We start from the raw sequence: 17107 nt of genomic DNA, 5'->3' as shown, positions 1-17107 counted from the left end.
GCGCGGTGCCACCCGGGTCAGCGGCCGCCCTTGACCGCCCGCAGCACCACGAACTTCGGGTCGCTCGCCACGACCTCCGCGTTGCCGAAGAGCTTGCGGAGCTTCACGTGGTAGCCGAGGTGGCGGTTGCCGATGACCCACAGCTCGCCGCCGGGCCGCAGCGCGGCGCGGGCGCCGGTGAACATGCGCCGGGCGGTCGCGCCGGTCGTGGCCTGGTGGCTGTGGAAGGGCGGGTTGTTCAGGACGACGTCCACGCTCTCCGGCGGCACGGCAGCGAGCGCGTCACCGGCCACGAAGTGCGCGTCGGCGCCGTCGGCGGCGTTGGCCCGGAAGGTGGCCTCGGCGGAGGCGACGGCCTGGAACGACTCGTCGATGAAGGTGACCGTGGCGTCGGGGTCCGCGACGGAGGCGGCGGTGCCGAGCACGCCGTTGCCGCAGCCCAGGTCCACGACGTGGGCGCCACCGCGGGCGCGCGGCAGGTGCTTGAGGAAGAAACGGGTGCCGATGTCGAGCCGGTCGGCGCAGAAGACGCCGGCGTGGTTGACGACGGTCAGACCGGCGCCGGCCCCGGAGTCGGCGGGCAGCACGTGACTGCGCGGCCAGGGGCTCGGTCCCGCCGTGCGCGCCGGGTCCGGCGTGCTGAAGACGAGGCGCGCCTTCTGCCGGGCGAGTGAGGTCCTGGTCGGGCCGATGATCCGCTCGAAGAGCTCCAGCGTCGACGTGTGGATCTCGGTGACCATGCCGGTGCCGACGACGACGGTGCCTTCGTGCACGGCGGGCGCGATCCGGTGCAGCTGGTCCTCCAGGAGCGCGAGGCTCTTCGGTACGCGGACCAGGAGTACGTCGACGCGCGCGGGCGGAGCGTCCCTGGTCGTCAGGAGACGTGCCGCGTCCGGCGCGTGGCCCGCCCGGGCGAGGTTGGCCCGGGTCGCCTGCTGGGCGAGGAAGGAGTCGGTGATCTGTACCGGCACGCGCGCGTGCCCCGCGAGGACGGTGGTGAGCGCGCCCCACCGGTCGCCGACGACGACCACGGTGCCGGTGCCGGCTTCGGCGAGGTCGACCGGTTCGGCCCCCTCCTCCCCCGCCAGATGCCGCAGCAGGTAGGCGTCGGCCGCCGACCAGGCACGCAGCTGGTCGCGGGGGTCCTCGGGGAAGCGTGTGAGGTCGTACGCGCCCCATGACGTGCTCAAACGGTTCATCGTGCCCTCAGGCTAACGGAGATCGACGGTGGGCCAGAATCAGCGCATGGACGTCCCCGAACTCCTCGAAGCGGCCGCCCTCCTGGTCCCCCGGGAGGCGGCGACGGAGCACGACCTCACGGTGGACGACGTCTGGGAGCACCTCATCCACGACGAATGGGAGGTGGCTCTCGGGCTCCTGGAAGACCTCGCGGACGACGGCGCTCCCGTCCCGCCGCTGCCGGTCGGCTTCTGGACCTCGTTGGCGGCCGCCGCCGAACAGCTGCGGCTGGAGCGCAGCGCGGCCTGGCGCCATTGGCGCGCCGCGGAGGTCCGCGACGGCGTCGTCCGGGCCGACCTCACCCTCCGCCCGGCCGCCGGGGCGCGGCGGCGGACTCCCGTCGACGGTGCCGGGGTCCTGCGACCGATGTGGGACATCGGCAACCGTTCCCCGGCCGGCGCCCCGGTCCTCGACATCGCCCGGCTCTGGGTGGAGTTCGTCCCCCTCCTGGAGCCCGGCGGCCGGGCCCCGGTACGGCTCGCCCCGCTCGACCCCGCTCGGTGGCGGCACCTCAAGGCCGGTCAATCGATCACCCTGCATGAGGACCGCTCCGTGGCGGGCACGGCCGTCATACGGGAGGTCCGGCCGCCCGCGACCGGCGCCTGACCGGGCGGCTCAGTGGCGGGAGCCGTCGAAGAGGGGGGTGGGGTCCGCGTCGTACGGCAGGGTGGAGAGCGCGTCGGCGTACCCGCGCTCCAGCGCCCGGCACTGGCGTGCGGTGTGCGGGTCGGCGGGGTGTCCGGCGAGTCGGGCCATGCGCTCGCCGTGCGCCTCGGTGAGCTCCGCGGCGGCCGCCCGCCACTCGGCCTCGTCCGGTACGCGCACCAGCTCGACGCACTCCGGTTCGGCGCCCTCGGCGAGGGCGGCCGCGGCCCGGTCGTGGCCGTCGAGGATCACCCAGCCGTCCAGGAAGGAGATCCACCACAGCAGGACGGGGGCGAGGGTGCCGGCGCGGGCGTGTCTGCGGTGGGCCTTCACGCGCGGGGCGTCGGGTTCCGGGAGCGGGCGCAGCGGCAGGACCCCGTGCCAGCCGCCGCCGCAGAGCAGTTCGAGGGTGGCGTCGGGCCACTCCCGGACGAGGTCGCTGCTCCAGATGCCGGGTGCGAAGGCGGCACGCGGGGTGAGGCGCCAACGCCCTCGGTGCAGGGGGCCGTTCTCCGCGTCCTCCAGCCATCGGGCGTAGCGGTGGGCCCAGTCGGCTCCGGCCCGCATCGCCGCGGCCGTCACCGGCGGCAGGGGCGAGCGGTATCCGGGCAGGCGTCGCAGCCGGAGATCGCGGCAGCATCCGTCGCCCTCCGACCGGGCCTGGATCAGCTGCCGTTCGCCCTGCCGAAGCGTCCACCGGCGGTCCGTCACCCGCTCGAAGCGCAGCGGTGGCCGCGCGGGCCATGCCTTGCCCGCGTCCAGGACGAGCCCGCCGTCCGGCAGCGGTTCTCTCGCCGCCCGGGTCACCCGCGCCCGGTCCTGTCGCCCGGTCACCGCTCTTCGGGCGCCTCGAACCAGGTGGGGCCCGCGGCCAGGGCCTGCTTGATCCGGAAGAGCGAGAACTCGTGCAGGTCGGGCAGTGCGTCCACGTCGAACCACGCCACTTCCAGCGACTCGTCGTCGTTGACCCGTGCCTCGCCGCCGACCGCACGGCAGCGGAGGGTGATGTCCATGAACTGGCAGGTGTCGCCGTTGTCGTAGGTGACCGGTTCCAGCGCCTGCACCAGGACCACCCGCTCGGGCACGCAGTGCACCGCCGTCTCCTCGTACACCTCGCGCACCGCGCACTGGGCCGGCTGCTCGCCCGGATCCGGGATGCCTCCGATCACCGACCACCTGCCGTTGTCGGAACGCCGTCCGAGCAGCACCTTGCCGTCGTCGTCGAAGACGATGGCGGTGACCCCGGGGAGCCAGAGCAGTTGGTGACCGGCGTCGGCGCGGATCGTGCGGATGAAATCAGGAGTAGCCATGCCCTCGACCCTAACGGCGGCGCGCCGCCTTCCTGCCGGGACGACGGGGTCTACCGCTCGGCGGTCCGCCGGCTACGCACGGCCGACGTCACGGCCCAGCCGAGGCCGCCCGCGGCGATCAGCACCAGGATCGCCTCCGGCAGGACGCCGAAGCGGGTGGCGGGGGTCCGCGAGGAGCGCAGCGGGACCTCCTCGACCAGCGAATCGGCGGTGTACCACGTCGTCTTCGCCCTGACCTTGCCGTCGGACATGATGACGGCGCTGACGCCACTGGTCACCGGCACCGCCACGGCCCGGCTGTGCTCGACCGCGCGGATCCGGGACATGGCGAGCTGCTGGTAGGTCATCTCGCTGCGGTCGAAGGTGGCGTTGTTGCTCGGCACCGAGATGATCTGCGCGCCGTGGGTGACGGTGTCGCGCACCGCCCAGTCGAAGGCCGCCTCGTAACAGGTCGCGATGCCCACCCGGGTGCCGGCCATGGTGAAGACTCCGGGCTTGATGCCGCGGCTGAAGTCCTGGCGCACCTTGTCGACGTCGCTGCTGAAGGAGCTGATGAGGGAGCGCAGCGGGATGTACTCGCCGAAGGGCTGGATCTGCCGCTTGTCGTAGGTGTCCGTGGGGCCCTTCTTCGGGTCCCAGAGGATCTGCTCGTTGTAGAGCCTGCCGTCCTCGTTCTCGACGACGCCGCCGATGGAGACCGGCACGCCGATCGCCGCGACCGCGCGCTCGATGGCGCCGCGCGCCTCGGGGTCGGTGAACGGGTCCACGTCGGAGGAGTTCTCCGGCCACAGGACCAGGTCCGGGCGCCGGACCTTGCCCGCCTTCACCTCGGCGGCGAGGCGTTCGGTCTCGCGCACGTGGTGGTCGAGGACGGCACGGCGCTGCGCGTTGAAGTCGAGGCCCGCGCGCGGGACGTTGCCCTGGATCGCGGCGATGGTGGCGGTGCCGTCCTCCGCCGTGTCGCTGACGAGCGTCCGCGCCGCGAACGCGCCGGCCACCGGGACGAGCACGCTGAGCGCCGCGACGGCCACCGCGCCCCGACGCACGACGCGGGTGTCGCGCATGTCGGCGGCCCGGCGCACCACCTCGTACAGCCCGAAGCCGCACAGGACGACCGCGAAGCCGAGCACCGGGGTGCCGCCGACCGCGGCGAGCGGCAGGAAGACACCATCCGCCTGCCCGAACGCGATCTTGCCCCAGGGGAAGCCGTGGAACGGCACGCGCGCGCGTACCGCCTCACCCGCGATCCACAGGGCCGCGGCCCAGAGCGGATATCCGGGCAGCCGGGAGACGGCCGCGATGCCGGCGCCCACCAGGGCGACGAAGACCGCCTCGACGGCCGCGAGCGCCAGCCACGGCCCGGGGCCGACCTCGACGCCGGTCCACACCAGGAGCGGCAGCAGGAAGCCGAGGCCGAAGAGGTAGCCGAGACCGAGGCCCGCCTTCCAGGTGCGGCCTTGCAGACACCAGGCGAGGAGCCCGAAGGCGGGGAGCGCGAGCCACCACAGCGTGCGGGGCGGGAAACTGACGTAGAGCAGCACTCCGGAGAGGGCCGCCACGGCGGCGGGCACGAGCCGGCGCAGGACGCGCACGGCGCGAGAGGAGGCCTGCGGGGGCTGCGGATCGAGCTGGTCCGGCTCGTCTACGGGAGTGGTGGTGGCGGTCACCCGGGGAGTGTACGGCGCCCCACCTGGGCGCCGACAGCTCGGTGGGCGGGGATCACGCGGGCCCGCCACGGGGGTATGCGCACCCTCGTTCGCCGCATCGTTTCCGCACAACGGGTCCCCTGGTCGGGGTGGCGACCGTTAGCGTGTGGGTACGTCCCTGATGTCCGGCCGTTTCACGCCACCGTGGAGCGGTCCGCGCCGAGGGGACCCGTCATCGACCGGGGGGCGACGGGTGGGGTCAACGGGGACAGCTGTGTCGATGGGCCCGGCAGTGGCGCGGGAACGGCGGAACGCCTCCGACGCGACGGGCGGAGCGCTGCTCGGCGCGTGCGCCGCCTGGACGCTGATCACCTCGGGCGTGCACGGCGGCAGCCCCGAGGGGGTGCTGCTTGCGGTCCTCGCCGTGGCGGCCGGTTACGCGGGCGGCCGGATCTGCGGGGCACTGCTCCCGGTCGCGGCCCCCTGCGCGGGGGCGCTGGCGGGTCTTGGTCTCGCCGTGACGGCGCCACGGCTCACGCCGGGCCCGTCCTCCCCGCTCGGTCATGCCGGGGCCACGGCCGCTCTGCTGATCCTGTCGGCCGGCGCGGCCTGCTGTGCGGCGTGGGCGGCCCGGACGCCGCGGCTCCGCCTCGCGCTGCGGCTGCTCGCGGCGGGGATCGCCGGTGTCGCGGCGGCGCTCGGCTCACCGGTGGGGTGCGCGGGGGCCCTGGTGGTGCTGCTCTGCTCGCTGGCGGCGGCCAGGCTGCGGACGAGGGGGTTCTGCGTCGCCGGGCTCGCGGTCGCCGCGGCGCTGGTCGCCGGGGTCTGCCTGGCGGTGGCCGACGACGCGCTGCCGGACGGTCTCGCGGCTCCCGTGGAGGGCTCGCTCGGCCGGCACCGCGTACTGCTGTGGCAGGACGCGATGGGCCTCGCGGAGCGGGAACCGGCCATGGGCGTGGGTCCCGGCCGGTTCGGCGAGGCCCGGCCGGTGGTCGTCGAGGACCTGCCGGTGGAGGACAAGCCGCACTCGGCGCCGCTGCAGCAGGTGTCGGAGCAGGGGCTCGTGGGGGCTTCGCTGCTGGCAGCGGTCTTCTGCTGGCTGTTGTTCGCGCTGTGGCGTTCGCCGGGCTCCACGCAGGTGGCGCTCTCGGCGGGCGCGGCCCTCACCGCGCTCACCGCCGTGGCGGCGGTGGGCAACGCGCTGAGCGTGACGACGGTGACGACGGGCGCGGGGCTGCTGGCGGGGATCGCGACGGCGCGGCCGTTGTACGACGAGGTGGCGGACGGCCCGGTGCGTCCCGTCAGGACTCGGTGGACTTGAGGCCGAGCCGGTCCCGGATGGCGCGGACCGCCGCCTCGGCGTTGTCCACGGTCACCGTGAACTTGTGGCCGTCGCCCAGGCTGAGCACCAGGCCCTCGCCGCGCCGGACCACGACGGCGGTGCCCTTCTCGGGCCGCCAGCGGTAACCCCAGCCGCCCCACTGCCGGGGCGTGACGCTCGGCGCGAACTCCGCGCCGACGACGTGCGAGAGCGGGATGTGGCGGCGCGGCAGTCCCAGGTGGCCGCAGCGCACCTCCAGGCAGTCCTTGTCGACCTTCACGGCGACGTGGACGAAGGCGAGCGTCCCGAAGAGCATCAGGAGTCCCACGGTGATGCAGCCGACCACGGACATGACCAGCGGGGCGATGCCCGAGGTCCACATGGAGTCCACGGCCAGCTCGATGCCGAGCGCCATGCAGGCGGCACCGGCGCACGCCAGGAGCCACTGCACGCGGTTGGTCGCGCGTCCGGTCCAGACTTCGGACGGGCTCTCGGGAACGGCCCGCTCGCCCGGGGCTAGGTCCTTCATGGTTCGAGACTACTCAGATTCCGCCGCGAAGCCACCGCGTCACACAGGGTGACGAACGCCACGGCCGTCCGGGGCCGCGGCCGGTGCGGCGCGGGCGGTCCGGCTCAGAGAGCGGGGCTGACCGCCGCGAGCAGGCGACCCTCGGCGTACGCGAGCGCGGCGGGCGGCAACTGCTCCTCGCGTCCGCTCAGCAGCACGGTGAGGGCGGGGGGCTCGGCCGTGGTGCCCGCGCCGGAGAGGGTGCCGGTCCTGCGCAGCGCCTGGGCGGCCACCGCTCCGGCGGAACCGTGCAGGACCAGGGGTGGCATGCCGGGGCGCTGGACGGCGGCGCGGATGCGTTCGGCGACCAGTTCGTAATGGGTGCAGCCCAGGACGACGGCCCTTACCTCACGGGGGGTGAGGGCCGCGGCGGCGGCGATCGTCTCGTCGATCGCCTTCTCGTCCGCGTACTGCACGGCGTCGGCGAGGCCCGGGCAGGGCACCTCGGTGACGTCGACGCCGTGGGCGAAGTCGTCGATGAGTCCGCGCTGGTAGGGGCTGCCGGTGGTGGCGGGCGTGGCCCAGATCGCGACGGGGCCGCCGCCCGCGGCGGCGGGCTTGATCGCCGGCACGGTCCCGATGACGGGGATGTCCGGCTCCAGGCGGGCCCGCAGGGTGGGCAGCGTGTGCACGGAGGCGGTGTTGCAGGCCACGATCAGCGCGTCGGGCCGGTGCGCGGCGGCGGCCTCGGCGACGGCGAGGGCCCGCTCGGTGAGATCGGCCGGGGTGCGCGGCCCCCACGGCATTCCGTCCGGGTCGGAGGAGAGCACGAGATCGGCGTCGGGCCGCAGGCGGCGTACCGCGGCCGCCGCGGCGAGCAGTCCGATGCCGGAGTCCATGAGCGCGATCTTCACCCGGTCACCATAGTCGATGGCCCCCACAGCCCCCGTCCCGTGGGGCAGACTTCGGCGGATGAGCGCCGTTGCGTGGATCGCCACCGGATCGCTTGCCGCGTGGCTGTGGCTGTTGCTGGGGCAGGGCTTCTTCTGGCGTACGGACATGCGTCTGCCGCCGCGCGAAGATCCCGCGCGGTGGCCGTCGGTCTGTGTCGTCGTCCCCGCGCGGGACGAGGCGGGTGTGCTGCCGGGCAGCCTGCCCTCACTCCTCGCGCAGGACTATCCGGGGCGGGCCGAGGTGTTCCTCGTCGACGACGGCAGTTCCGACGGCACGGGCGCGCTGGCCCGCGCGCTGGCCGAGCGCCACGGCGGCCTGCCGCTGCACGTCTCCTCTCCCGGTGAGCCGCCCGAGGGGTGGACGGGCAAGCTCTGGGCGGTACGGCACGGAATCGGCCTGGCACGCGCGCGTGGGCCCGAATATCTGCTGCTCACCGACGCGGACATCGCCCACGAACCGGACAGTCTGCGCCGGTTGGTGGCCGCGGCGGGGCACGGCGGCTTCGACCTCGTCTCGCAGATGGCCCGGCTGCGGGCCCAGAGCGTGTGGGAGCGGCTGGTGGTCCCGGCGTTCGTCTACTTCTTCGCGCAGCTCTACCCCTTCCGGTGGATCGCCGGGAAGGGATCGCGGACGGCGGCCGCGGCGGGCGGCTGCGTCCTGCTGCGCACGGACGCCGCCGAGCGCGCCGGGATCCCCGACACCATCCGGCAGGCGGTCATCGACGACGTGGCGCTGGCCCGGGCGGTGAAGCGCTCCGGCGGTCACATCTGGCTCGGGCTCGCCGAACGCGTCGACAGCGTGCGCCCCTATCCGCGCCTGGGAGACCTGTGGCGGATGGTCTCGCGCAGCGCCTACGCGCAGCTGCGGCACAACCCGCTGCTGCTCCTCGGCACGGTCGCCGGGCTCGCGCTGGTGTATCTCGCGCCCCCCGTGACGCTGGTCGCGGGCCTCGCCACGGGCGACGCGGCGGCGGCCGTCGCGGGCGGCCTCGCCTGGCTGGTGATGACCGCGACGTACCTGCCGATGCTGCGCTACTACGGGCAGCCGCTCTGGCTCGCCCCGCTGCTGCCGGGGACCGCGTTCCTGTACCTCCTGATGACCGTGGACTCGGCGGTGCAGCACTACCGGGGGCGTGGCGCGGCCTGGAAGGGACGTACGTACAAGCGCCCCGACACCACCGCGGCGGAGCCCTCGGCCGAGCCGCGCTGAGCGGTCACTTCCTGCCGGGCGTCCAGTTCATTCCCCACCCGTAGACGTGGTCGATGGTGCGCTGCGGGCTCACGCCGCGCTCCGGGACCAGATAGCGCGCCTCGCGCTGGACGACGAGGTCGCCGCCGTCGTTGGTGAGCAGGGCCAGCGCGCATACGGTCGAGGGGACCGTGCACTCGTCGAGCGAGAAGTCGACGGGGGCGCCGTGCTGCGGCTGGAGGGTGACCGTGGCGTTGAGGTCGGCGAAGCTGCGCGCGCCTTCGTAGATGGTCACGAAGATGACGATGCGCCGGAAGTCCTTGATGTGGTCGAGGTTGATGGTGAGGTTCTCGCCGGTGGCGACGGCGCCGGTGCGGTCGTCGCCGTCGAGCAGGATGTACGGGGGCTGGTGCAGGGCGCCGAAAGCGTTGCCGAGCGCCTGGACGACTCCCTTGCGGCCGTCGGAGAGTTCGTAGAGGGCGCAGAGGTCGAGGTCGAGGTCGGCGTGCATGGCGACGGCTCTGCCGAGCTTGGCTCCCCAGCCCTTGAACTGCTTGCGCACCTCCCAGTTGAGGTTGACGCGCATGCCGCCCGAGGTGCCGCCCTGCTTGGTCAGGGAGACGGAGGGGGCGTCCTTCGTCAGGGTGACCTTGGTCAGGCGTACGGGTGCGGGGGTCGCGGCGGCCGGAGGGGCGGGGGGCGCGGGCGGGGCGGCGGGCACGGTGGCGGGCATCGGCGGGGGCGGAGTCGGGGCGGCCGGGGCCGTCGGGGCGGGCGCCTGCCGCTGCGGCTCGTCCACCGTGATGCCGTAGTCCGTCGCGAGCCCCTCCAGGCCGCTGCCGTAGCCCTGTCCGACGGCGCGGAACTTCCAGGCGCCCTGGCGCCGGTAGAGCTCACCGAGGACGAACGCGGTCTCGACGGTCGCGTCCGAGCTGTCGTAGCGGGCGAGTTCGGCGCCGCTCGACGCGTCGAGGACGCGGATGTACAGGCCGGGCACCTGTCCGAAGGTGCCGCCGTCGGCGGAGGCGGCGAGCACCACGGTCTCGATTCCGGGCTCCACGCGCGCGAGGTCGACCGTCAGCACGTCCGTCACACCGGAGCCGGAGCGCTGCTTGCCCTCGTACCGCACCGCTCCGGAGGAGTGGGCCGGCTGGTTGTAGAAGACGAAGTCGGCGTCCGAGCGCACCTTTCCGGAGGCCTCCAGCAGGAGCGCGGACGCGTCGGCGTCCGGGACGCCGGCCCCGGAGCCCCATCCCAGTTCGATCCGTACCGCGGGTGCCGGCACGGGAACATTCGATCCTTTAGGCATTGTCATGTCCGCCCCCATCGCAAGTCGCCCCGTCCGGCAGGGTCACCGTTGTCGTTCCCGGCCAACCTATTACCCGGCCCGCGCCAAGGCCCACGACCGCGCCCCGCGAGCCCGTCGGGCGACCCCCGGTAACCCGCCCGGAGCTCGGCTTTTACACGATCCGTACGCCGTTCGGCGACCGATTTTCCCGAGTTCGCTCGCATTGGGGGGATCCGCAGCCCCTGCAGACACGTAAAACAACCCTCTTATCGGTCTCCCCAACCAGCACATCAAGGGCTTAACTTATGGAGCATGACCTCCCCCCGCTCCACCTATGGCGGCGGTTACTACTCCGCGCCGTCCTTCCCGGACACTCCGATCTATGACTCGCTCGTCGCCGAGCGGGGCACTCCGCAGATCGCTCCGATCCGGGTCCCTTCCGCGTACGACACGGGCAGTCACCTGCCCGCGCTTCCGGCCGCCCTGCCCGCACTGCCGGCCGCCCCTTCCCATCCGAACCCCTCGTACGGTTACGCGCAGGCCCAGCAGCCCGCACCGCTGCAGCAGGCGCCGGCGCCGTACATCCCGCAACAGGTCGCGGGTCCGCGCGGCTACCCGGGCGCCCAGCCCCAGCGGCCCGCGCCCGGCACGGGGTACGAGGCGATGCGCCCCGCGGCGCCCCGCCCCTCCCCCGCGTCGTACGAGGACCCGTACAACCGCCCCTACCGCGGGTACTGACCGTCCGCGGCCGTGCCGCCGGTGACCGCCGGCGGCACGGCCGCGTGCCGCGCCACGGTCCGGCCAGGTCACCCGCTCACGGCGGCCCGGGGGCACGCGTCACCGCGTGAGGCCGTCCCGGGAGCCCTGAAAGGGCTCCCGGGTGACCACCGATGACCGTCGGCCGGCGACGGCGGACGCACCCTGCGCCAATGGCCGTGACCGGCCGTGGCGTTGATCGCCGTCGGGCCACTGTCCGACGGCGGCTTTCGCATGTCCGCGTCCGGCGCCACCTCCGCGACGAGGCGCCGCATCCATCACGCCCGCGGCCATCACGACCCCCACCCCGCGCAGCGCGGCGGGCGACCACTGCGTACACTCGCCCGCCATCGGCGCTTCGACCACCGCCGGGCGATCACCCGACGCCCGGAACCAGCCGAATCGCCGGACTCGTCCGCGACGATGACCCTTTTCGTGGTCCCGAACGGCCCCCGATTGAGGGGAGCCGGGGCGGGAACTCGGCGTCGGGGCACGGTCGTTGGGCATGGTGGAAGTGAAGGGCAACGCGAAAGGGGCGACCTTGGAGGGTGATTCCGCTCTCTCTTCTCGCCTCCCGCGCGTGGACCGTGCCGTTCCCGGTTAAGACGGACGCGGAAGGGGGTGCAGGGCAGTGCGAGCAATCGTCGGCCTCTGGCGGTGGCGGCACAATCCACTGCGCCGCGGCACCGACCTCGCCGAGGCCTGGCTGGCCCTGATCACCCTGGTGCTGATCGTCGTCGCGGTCCCTCTCGTCGGCGTGTTCACCACGAACCTGTCGCGCGACGCCCTCCTCGGCTCGGTGCGCCGGCAGCACGAGGACCGCCACAGAGTCGTCGGCACCGTGCTGCAGCAGGTCAACGCTCCCCCGTTTGACCCCGACCCCGAGACGTCCTCGGCCCGCAACGCCCACAGTCGCGTGCTCGCCCGCTGGACCGCCCCGGACCACACCGACCGGTACGGCGTGGTGCTGAGCGACCTCAAGTCCCCCGAGGCGGGCGATCACTTCAGGTTCTGGACCGACGGGCACGGCCGGGTCGTCGGCCGCCCGCTGGACGGCGCGACCGCGACCACCCACGCGGTCCTCGCCGGTTTCGGCGCCGCCGCGGCCACCGGCGGACTCCTCGAAGGCACCCGCAGACTGATCCTCTGGCGCATCGTCCGACGGCGTTATGCCCGGCTCGACCGGGCCTGGGACAGGGCGGGCCCCGACTGGGGCCGGACCGGCACGGGTTCCTGACCCGCCCGCCACTACCCGCCGGCCGCCGCCGTCGAACATCCCTGCGCAAGGCCGCCCAGGTGAGAGCCTGGCCATCGGGTCAACTCCGCCTGCTCCCGCGCGCTACGGTGGACCGGCCGAACTCTTCGGCTCCCTGCGCGGTGACACGGCACGACGACGCAGGATCCCGCGTACGACGAGGTGGGGGCAGAGCAACTCCATGGCACAGGGCACGGTCCAGGTGACGCACACCGGCACGTCGCGGTGGCGGCGCCGCACCGGCGAGTACGCATCGCTCGCCGCTGCCTTGGAGGCCGCGAGCGACGGCGACATACTGACCGTCGCCGCGGGCACCTACCGCGAGAACCTCGTCGTCCAGCGCTCGGTGACGCTGCGCGGCCCCGAGAGCGCCCCCGGCTCGGTGCGCATCGCGCCGTCCGACGGAGTGCCCCTGACCGTCCGCGCCTCCGCGGTCGTCCAGGACCTGCACGTCGAGGGCCAGGACTCGTCCGCGCCCGCGCTGCTCGTCGAGGACGGCGCCCCCGAGCTCATCGGCATCCGGGTGGTGACGCGGTCGGCGGCCGGCATCGAGGTGCGCGGCGGGGCGCGCCCCACGGTGCGCCGCTGCACCGTGGACAACCCCGGCGGCATCGGCATCGCGGTCCTCGACGGCGGCGGCGGTGTCTTCGAGGAGTGCGAGATCGTCGCGGCCGGCCAGTCCGGCGTCGCGGTGCGCGGCGGCGCCCACCCCCGCCTGGAGCGCTGCCGGATCCACCACACCTCGGGCGCGGGCCTCTCGGTGACCGGCGAGCACACCGGGCTCGAGGCCATCGGCTGCGAGGTGTACGAGGTCAAGGGCTCGGGCGTGCAGGTCACCGGGCGGGCCGCCGCCCACCTGACCGACTGCGACGTGCACCGCACCACCTCCGACGGCGTCACGCTCGACACGGACGCCGTGCTCACCCTCGCCGACTGCCGCATCCACGACATCCCGGAGAACGCGGTCGACCTGCGCTCGCGCTCCGTGCTCACCCTCACCCGGTCCACGGTGAGCCGCTTCGGCCGCAACGGCCTCTCGGTCTGGGACCCGGGCACGCGCGTGGACGCCAACCAGTGCGAGATCCACGACAGTACGGGCGACTACCCGGCGGTCTGGGTCAGCGATGGCGCCACCGCCGTCCTGGAGTCGTGCCGGGTGCACGACGTGCCGGACGCCCTCTTCGTCCTGGACCGCGGCTCGCGGACCGACGTCGTCGACAGCGATCTCTCCCAGGTGCGCAACACCGCCGTGTCGGTGAGCGACGGCGCGACCGCGCAGCTCGACGACTGCCGCATCCGTGAGGCCGCCACCGGCGCGTGGTTCCGCGACCACGGCAGCGGCGGCACCCTCGCCAACTGCACCATCGACACCGTCCAGACGGGCGTCATCGTCACCAAGGGCGCGGACCCGACCATCGAGCGATGCACGGTCACCGCGCCCGCCGAGGCCGGTTTCTACGTCTCCGCGGGCGGCCGCGGCAGCTTCCACGGCTGCCGGGTCAGCGGCAGCGGCGGCTACGGCTTCCACGTCATAGACGGCTGCCGTACGACGCTGAAGAAGTGCCGCACCGAACGGTGCGCCCGGGGCGGCTTCGAGTTCTCCGAGGAGGGGCCGCTCGTCGAGGAGTGCGCGAGCGACGAGAGCGGCGGCCCGCGCACCCCCGCGGCCGTGACGCCCGGGGCGCCCGCCGTGCAGACGGCCACCCAGACCGTCGGGCTGCTCGGTACCCCGCCCGCCCAGCAGGCACCGCAGCCGGCGCCCGCACCGGCCGGAAAACCCTCCCGCGCCTCCAAGGAGGTCCTCGGTGAACTCGACGCCCTGGTGGGCCTGGACAGCGTCAAGCGCGAGGTGCGCGCCCTCACCGACATGATCGAGGTGGGGCGCCGCAGGCAGCAGGCCGGTCTCAAGGCCGCGTCCGTCCGCCGCCACCTGGTCTTCACCGGCTCCCCCGGCACCGGCAAGACGACCGTCGCCCGGCTCTACGGCGAGATCCTCGCGTCGCTCGGCGTCCTGGAGAGCGGCCACCTCGTCGAGGTCTCCCGCGTGGACCTGGTCGGCGAGCACATCGGTTCGACGGCGATCCGTACCCAGGAGGCCTTCGACCGGGCGCGCGGCGGGGTGCTCTTCATCGACGAGGCGTACGCGCTCTCGCCCGAGGACTCCGGGCGCGACTTCGGCCGGGAGGCCATCGACACGCTCGTGAAGCTGATGGAGGACCACCGCGAGGCCGTCGTGGTGATCGTCGCGGGGTACACCGCGGAGATGCGGCGGTTCCTCTCCGTCAACCCCGGTGTGGCGTCCCGCTTCTCACGCACCATCACCTTCAGCGACTACTCGCCCGAGGAGCTGCTGCGGATCGTGGAGCAGCAGGCCGACGAGCACGAGTACCGCCTCGGCTCGGGCACCTCCGAGGCGCTCCTGAAGTACTTCACGGCGCTTCCGAAGGGTCCCGCGTTCGGCAACGGCCGCACCGCGCGGCAGACCTTCGAGGCGATGGTGGAGCGGCACGCGGGCCGGGTCGCCCAGCTCGACGAGGTGAACACGGACGACCTCACCCTGCTGTATCCGGAGGATCTGCCGGAGCCGGTGTGAGCCCCGGCGCCGGTTCGGGCCCCGCGGGCCGGGGCGGGGGCACCGCGGGCCTGAGCCGGGCGAGGAGCCGCGCGCGTTCCTCATCGAACGCGGGATCGGCCTGGTAGTTGCCGTGTCCCAGGATCGGGGCGGGCAGCGGGTGGTCCTGCGTACGGCCGTAGGCGAGGGGGTCCTTGAGGGCGGGGCGGTCGACCTGTGGGCCGCAGTCGCCGTGCAGGAGGATGGGGCCGCCGATCGGGTCGGTGGTGCGGTGGAGGTTGCGCCAGCAGTCGACCTCGCGGTGGAGCGAGGACAGGGCCGCCGGACCGAAGTGGGCGGGGAACCACCGGCCGTAGAGCCGCTCCAGGGGTGAGCCGTAGGTGAGCAGGGCGACGCGTCTGCGGACGGAGGGGCGCAGCTGCCAGGCCGCGGCCGCCGCGAGCACGCTGCCCTGCGAGTGGCCGGAGAGGACCAGCCGGCCGCCGGTGGCGCTGGTGGCGCGGGTCCAGGCGGCCATCCGCCAGGTCAGGTCGGGCACGGCCCGCTCGGCGTAGCAGGGCGGGGCGAAGGGGTGGGCGGCCCGTGGCCAGAAGGTGCCGACGTCCCAGAGGATGCCGATGGTGCGGCGGGCCGAGGGGTCCTTGTAGGCGCGGCGGCCCCAGGTGACGAAGAGTATGAACCCGAAGCCGATCAGCCAGGAGCCGAGCGCCTGTGCGGTCTCCGCCGCCCCCTCCAGGGCGTCGGGAAGCCCCTGGGCGGCCTGCGCCGGTGCCTTCCCGGTGGCCCACGCGCCGGTGAGCGCGGCGGCGCCGAGCAGCAGGGTGACGGCGGAGATGATGCCGACGAGCACGGGCGCGCGGTCGGTGAGGGCGGCACGCGCGCGGGTGCCCGCGATGCGGCGGGTGCGGGTGAAGTCCCTCGGCTCGTCGGGGTAGTCCAGCGGGATCCGCGCCATCTCGCGGCGCTTGCGCTGCACGGTGCGCACCCCGAACCAGCCGCACAGCACGGCGACGACCACCAGGAGCGGCGGGATGACGGAGGCCTGCCAGGTGAGCAGCACGGGCGGTCCGTCGATGGAGCCCTGGCTGCCGTCCAGCCAGTCGGAGACGCGCTGTGCCCCGCCGCCGGTCATGACCCCGCCGAGCGCGGCGGAGAGCATGGCGACGGCGGGGCCGCCGAAGCCGCGGATGGCGGTGCGGGAGTCGGGTGAGGAGCGGTACAGGAAGTGCGCGGCCGCCGCGAGGCACAGGACCAGGATCCCCTGGGCGAGGGCGATCCCGCCGAACGTGGCGTCGCCCGGCAGCCGGCCCTCGGAGCGCCAGCCTGGGCGCGACCAGCCCGCGTAGAGCAGGGAGAGGACGAGGAGGGCGAGCGCGCCCAGGGGCAGCCGGCGCACCAGGGCCTTGTCCAGCCTGCGGTCGAGCCTGTTCTCGCTGCGTCCCCTGCGGCACACCACCCAGACGACGAACCCGGCGCCGAGGGCGAGCGTGGAGTCCAGGGCCCAGCCGAGGGCGTCGAGCAGCGCGGGTCCGCCGGGGTGGCGGTCCTGCCGCGCGGCCGGGGCGCCGACGGCCGCGGCGACGGTGAGCAGTCCCGCGGCGGTGTGGGCGGCGCGCAGCCGTGCGACCAGGCGGCGGCCGTACCAGAAGCCGGGCCTGCCGAGCGCGGTGCGGCTGGTCTCCTCCTCCGGGTCCGGCTGGTGGGGCAGGGGCTGCTGGGACTCGTACGCGCTCCAGGTGCGGTGGGACAGGTACCAGAGCAGGCCGGTGAGGGCGGCGGGCAGCAGCGCGGCGAGGGCGATGCGGCGGCCGGGCTGGGACCACCAGCCGCCGTGTCCCGAGGCGTCGGCGGCGAGGAAGCCGAGCCAGGCGCGGTCGTCCGAGCACCGGGGGGTGCCCGCGCACTGCCAGGCGGTGAGGTCGATGGCGAGCTCGCAGGCGGCGGCGACGAGCAGCACGGTGAGGGTGAGGCCCATGAGCCGCACGAGGAGGCCGTAGGTGCGCACGAGGCGTCTGCGGTGGCGTGAGGTGGGGCGCATCCAGTGGGCGATGTTGACGACCATGAAGGGCAGCAGCAGGAGCCACAGGGCGCGGGAGCCGTTGCCGGACGTGAGGTTGCACCAGACGTACGCCTCGGGCACCGGTTTGCCGCGGTAGTCGTCGGGGCGGTGCTCGGCGTCGGCGTCCTCGGTGCGGCGGAAGACGGCCGCGGTGTCGTCGCCGGAGATCCGGACGGTGCGCGGATCGCCGAGCATCTGCTCCGGTGTGGTTCCCCCGACTCCGTGGACCAGGAGTTCCAGGGCGGTCTCGTCCTGCGTGGCACGCTCCACTGTTCCGCTTCCCCCGAGAGGCGCATGGTGAGAAACCAGGATCTCGGGTCGTGGCGCTGCGCGCACCCCTCGTCACGCAATCTCCTTCTTACGGCC

General features: G+C 74.1%; 14 protein-coding genes. 6 read left to right on the top strand and 8 right to left on the bottom strand.

All coding sequences use genetic code 11. The features are described from left to right. Positions 1 to 17: 17 nt before the first annotated feature. Positions 18 to 1199, bottom strand: coding sequence for a methyltransferase (locus tag ACZ7DY_RS16010; RefSeq protein WP_471135293.1), 1182 nt, complete (start codon positions 1197 to 1199; stop codon positions 18 to 20). Positions 1200 to 1245: 46 nt separating this feature from the next. Between ACZ7DY_RS16010 and ACZ7DY_RS16005 the strand changes: the two genes are divergently transcribed. Then, positions 1246 to 1845, top strand: coding sequence for a hypothetical protein (locus tag ACZ7DY_RS16005; protein WP_471135291.1), 600 nt, complete (start codon positions 1246 to 1248; stop codon positions 1843 to 1845). Between the two features lie 9 nt (positions 1846 to 1854). Here the strand turns inward: ACZ7DY_RS16005 and ACZ7DY_RS16000 are convergent, their stop codons facing one another. Genes ACZ7DY_RS16000 through lnt form a run of 3 tightly spaced genes read right to left on the bottom strand, consistent with a single transcriptional unit; the run spans position 1855 to position 4861 of the window. Then, positions 1855 to 2718: a hypothetical protein gene (locus ACZ7DY_RS16000; protein ID WP_471135289.1), complete on the bottom strand. Its 864-nt coding sequence runs from the start codon at positions 2716 to 2718 to the stop codon at positions 1855 to 1857. Beyond that, entirely contained in the window at positions 2715 to 3194 is a 480-nt protein-coding gene (locus ACZ7DY_RS15995) for an NUDIX hydrolase (RefSeq protein WP_471135287.1), read from the bottom strand. Before ACZ7DY_RS15995 ends, ACZ7DY_RS16000 begins: the two co-directional genes overlap by 4 nt. 50 nt (positions 3195 to 3244) lie before the next feature. Then, entirely contained in the window at positions 3245 to 4861 is a 1617-nt protein-coding gene (gene lnt / locus ACZ7DY_RS15990; protein ID WP_471135284.1) for an apolipoprotein N-acyltransferase, read from the bottom strand. A gap of 259 nt (positions 4862 to 5120) precedes the next feature. On the opposite strand from lnt, the gene ACZ7DY_RS15985 reads away from it, so the two are divergent. After that, a complete protein-coding gene (locus ACZ7DY_RS15985; RefSeq protein ID WP_471135281.1) occupies positions 5121 to 6161 on the top strand; it encodes an O-antigen ligase family protein in 1041 nt (346 codons plus the stop codon). Here the strand turns inward: ACZ7DY_RS15985 and ACZ7DY_RS15980 are convergent. Then, positions 6142 to 6690: a hypothetical protein gene (locus tag ACZ7DY_RS15980; protein WP_471135279.1), complete on the bottom strand. Its 549-nt coding sequence runs from the start codon at positions 6688 to 6690 to the stop codon at positions 6142 to 6144. The two genes, ACZ7DY_RS15985 and ACZ7DY_RS15980, sit on opposite strands and share 20 nt — an antisense overlap. A 104-nt stretch (positions 6691 to 6794) precedes the next feature. Further along, positions 6795 to 7583, bottom strand: coding sequence for a glutamate racemase (locus ACZ7DY_RS15975; RefSeq protein WP_471135277.1), 789 nt, complete (start codon positions 7581 to 7583; stop codon positions 6795 to 6797). A gap of 58 nt (positions 7584 to 7641) precedes the next feature. Here ACZ7DY_RS15975 and ACZ7DY_RS15970 point away from each other — a divergent pair, with 58 nt between their 5' ends. After that, on the top strand, positions 7642 to 8832 hold the full coding sequence (locus tag ACZ7DY_RS15970) for a glycosyltransferase (protein ID WP_471135275.1): 1191 nt from the start codon (positions 7642 to 7644) through the stop codon (positions 8830 to 8832). Between the two features lie 4 nt (positions 8833 to 8836). On the opposite strand, the gene ACZ7DY_RS15965 is transcribed toward ACZ7DY_RS15970, so the two are convergent. Then, complete coding sequence (locus tag ACZ7DY_RS15965; protein ID WP_471135272.1) at positions 8837 to 10138, bottom strand: TerD family protein; 1302 nt, start codon at positions 10136 to 10138, stop codon at positions 8837 to 8839. Between the two features lie 273 nt (positions 10139 to 10411). On the opposite strand from ACZ7DY_RS15965, the gene ACZ7DY_RS15960 reads away from it, so the two are divergent. From ACZ7DY_RS15960 to ACZ7DY_RS15950, 3 genes are all read left to right on the top strand, one after another. Further along, positions 10412 to 10837: a DUF6643 family protein gene (locus ACZ7DY_RS15960; RefSeq protein ID WP_471135269.1), complete on the top strand. Its 426-nt coding sequence runs from the start codon at positions 10412 to 10414 to the stop codon at positions 10835 to 10837. A 649-nt stretch (positions 10838 to 11486) separates the two neighbouring features. After that, positions 11487 to 12092, top strand: a complete 606-nt coding sequence (locus ACZ7DY_RS15955) for an Rv1733c family protein (RefSeq protein WP_471135266.1) — start codon at positions 11487 to 11489, stop codon at positions 12090 to 12092. Positions 12093 to 12291: 199 nt separating this feature from the next. Beyond that, a complete protein-coding gene (locus ACZ7DY_RS15950) occupies positions 12292 to 14703 on the top strand; it encodes a right-handed parallel beta-helix repeat-containing protein (RefSeq protein ID WP_471135263.1) in 2412 nt (803 codons plus the stop codon). Here ACZ7DY_RS15950 and ACZ7DY_RS15945 read toward each other — a convergent pair. Continuing rightward, the gene (locus ACZ7DY_RS15945; protein ID WP_471135262.1) at positions 14663 to 17011 is read right to left on the bottom strand and encodes a hypothetical protein; all 2349 of its coding nucleotides are present in this window, start codon (positions 17009 to 17011) and stop codon (positions 14663 to 14665) included. The two genes, ACZ7DY_RS15950 and ACZ7DY_RS15945, sit on opposite strands and share 41 nt — an antisense overlap. Between the last annotated feature and the right edge of the window lie 96 nt (positions 17012 to 17107).

It is taken from the genome of Streptomyces sp. NPDC037013, assembly GCF_055607265.1.
This window is presented reverse-complemented; position numbering and strand designations above follow the sequence as displayed.

What these genes read in the sequence shown, in the direction of transcription:
- ACZ7DY_RS15970 (WP_471135275.1), top strand. Translation starts at nt 7,642, where the DNA reads ATGAGCGCCGTTGCGTGGATCGCCACCGGATCGCTTGCCGCGTGGCTG.
- ACZ7DY_RS15960 (WP_471135269.1), top strand. Translation starts at nt 10,412, where the DNA reads ATGACCTCCCCCCGCTCCACCTATGGCGGCGGTTACTACTCCGCGCCG.
- ACZ7DY_RS15965 (WP_471135272.1), bottom strand. Translation starts at nt 10,138, where the DNA reads ATGGGGGCGGACATGACAATGCCTAAAGGATCGAATGTTCCCGTGCCG.
- ACZ7DY_RS15995 (WP_471135287.1), bottom strand. Translation starts at nt 3,194, where the DNA reads ATGGCTACTCCTGATTTCATCCGCACGATCCGCGCCGACGCCGGTCAC.
- ACZ7DY_RS15980 (WP_471135279.1), bottom strand. Translation starts at nt 6,690, where the DNA reads ATGAAGGACCTAGCCCCGGGCGAGCGGGCCGTTCCCGAGAGCCCGTCC.
- ACZ7DY_RS15950 (WP_471135263.1), top strand. Translation starts at nt 12,292, where the DNA reads ATGGCACAGGGCACGGTCCAGGTGACGCACACCGGCACGTCGCGGTGG.
- ACZ7DY_RS15985 (WP_471135281.1), top strand. Translation starts at nt 5,121, where the DNA reads ATGGGCCCGGCAGTGGCGCGGGAACGGCGGAACGCCTCCGACGCGACG.
- ACZ7DY_RS16010 (WP_471135293.1), bottom strand. Translation starts at nt 1,199, where the DNA reads ATGAACCGTTTGAGCACGTCATGGGGCGCGTACGACCTCACACGCTTC.
- ACZ7DY_RS16005 (WP_471135291.1), top strand. Translation starts at nt 1,246, where the DNA reads ATGGACGTCCCCGAACTCCTCGAAGCGGCCGCCCTCCTGGTCCCCCGG.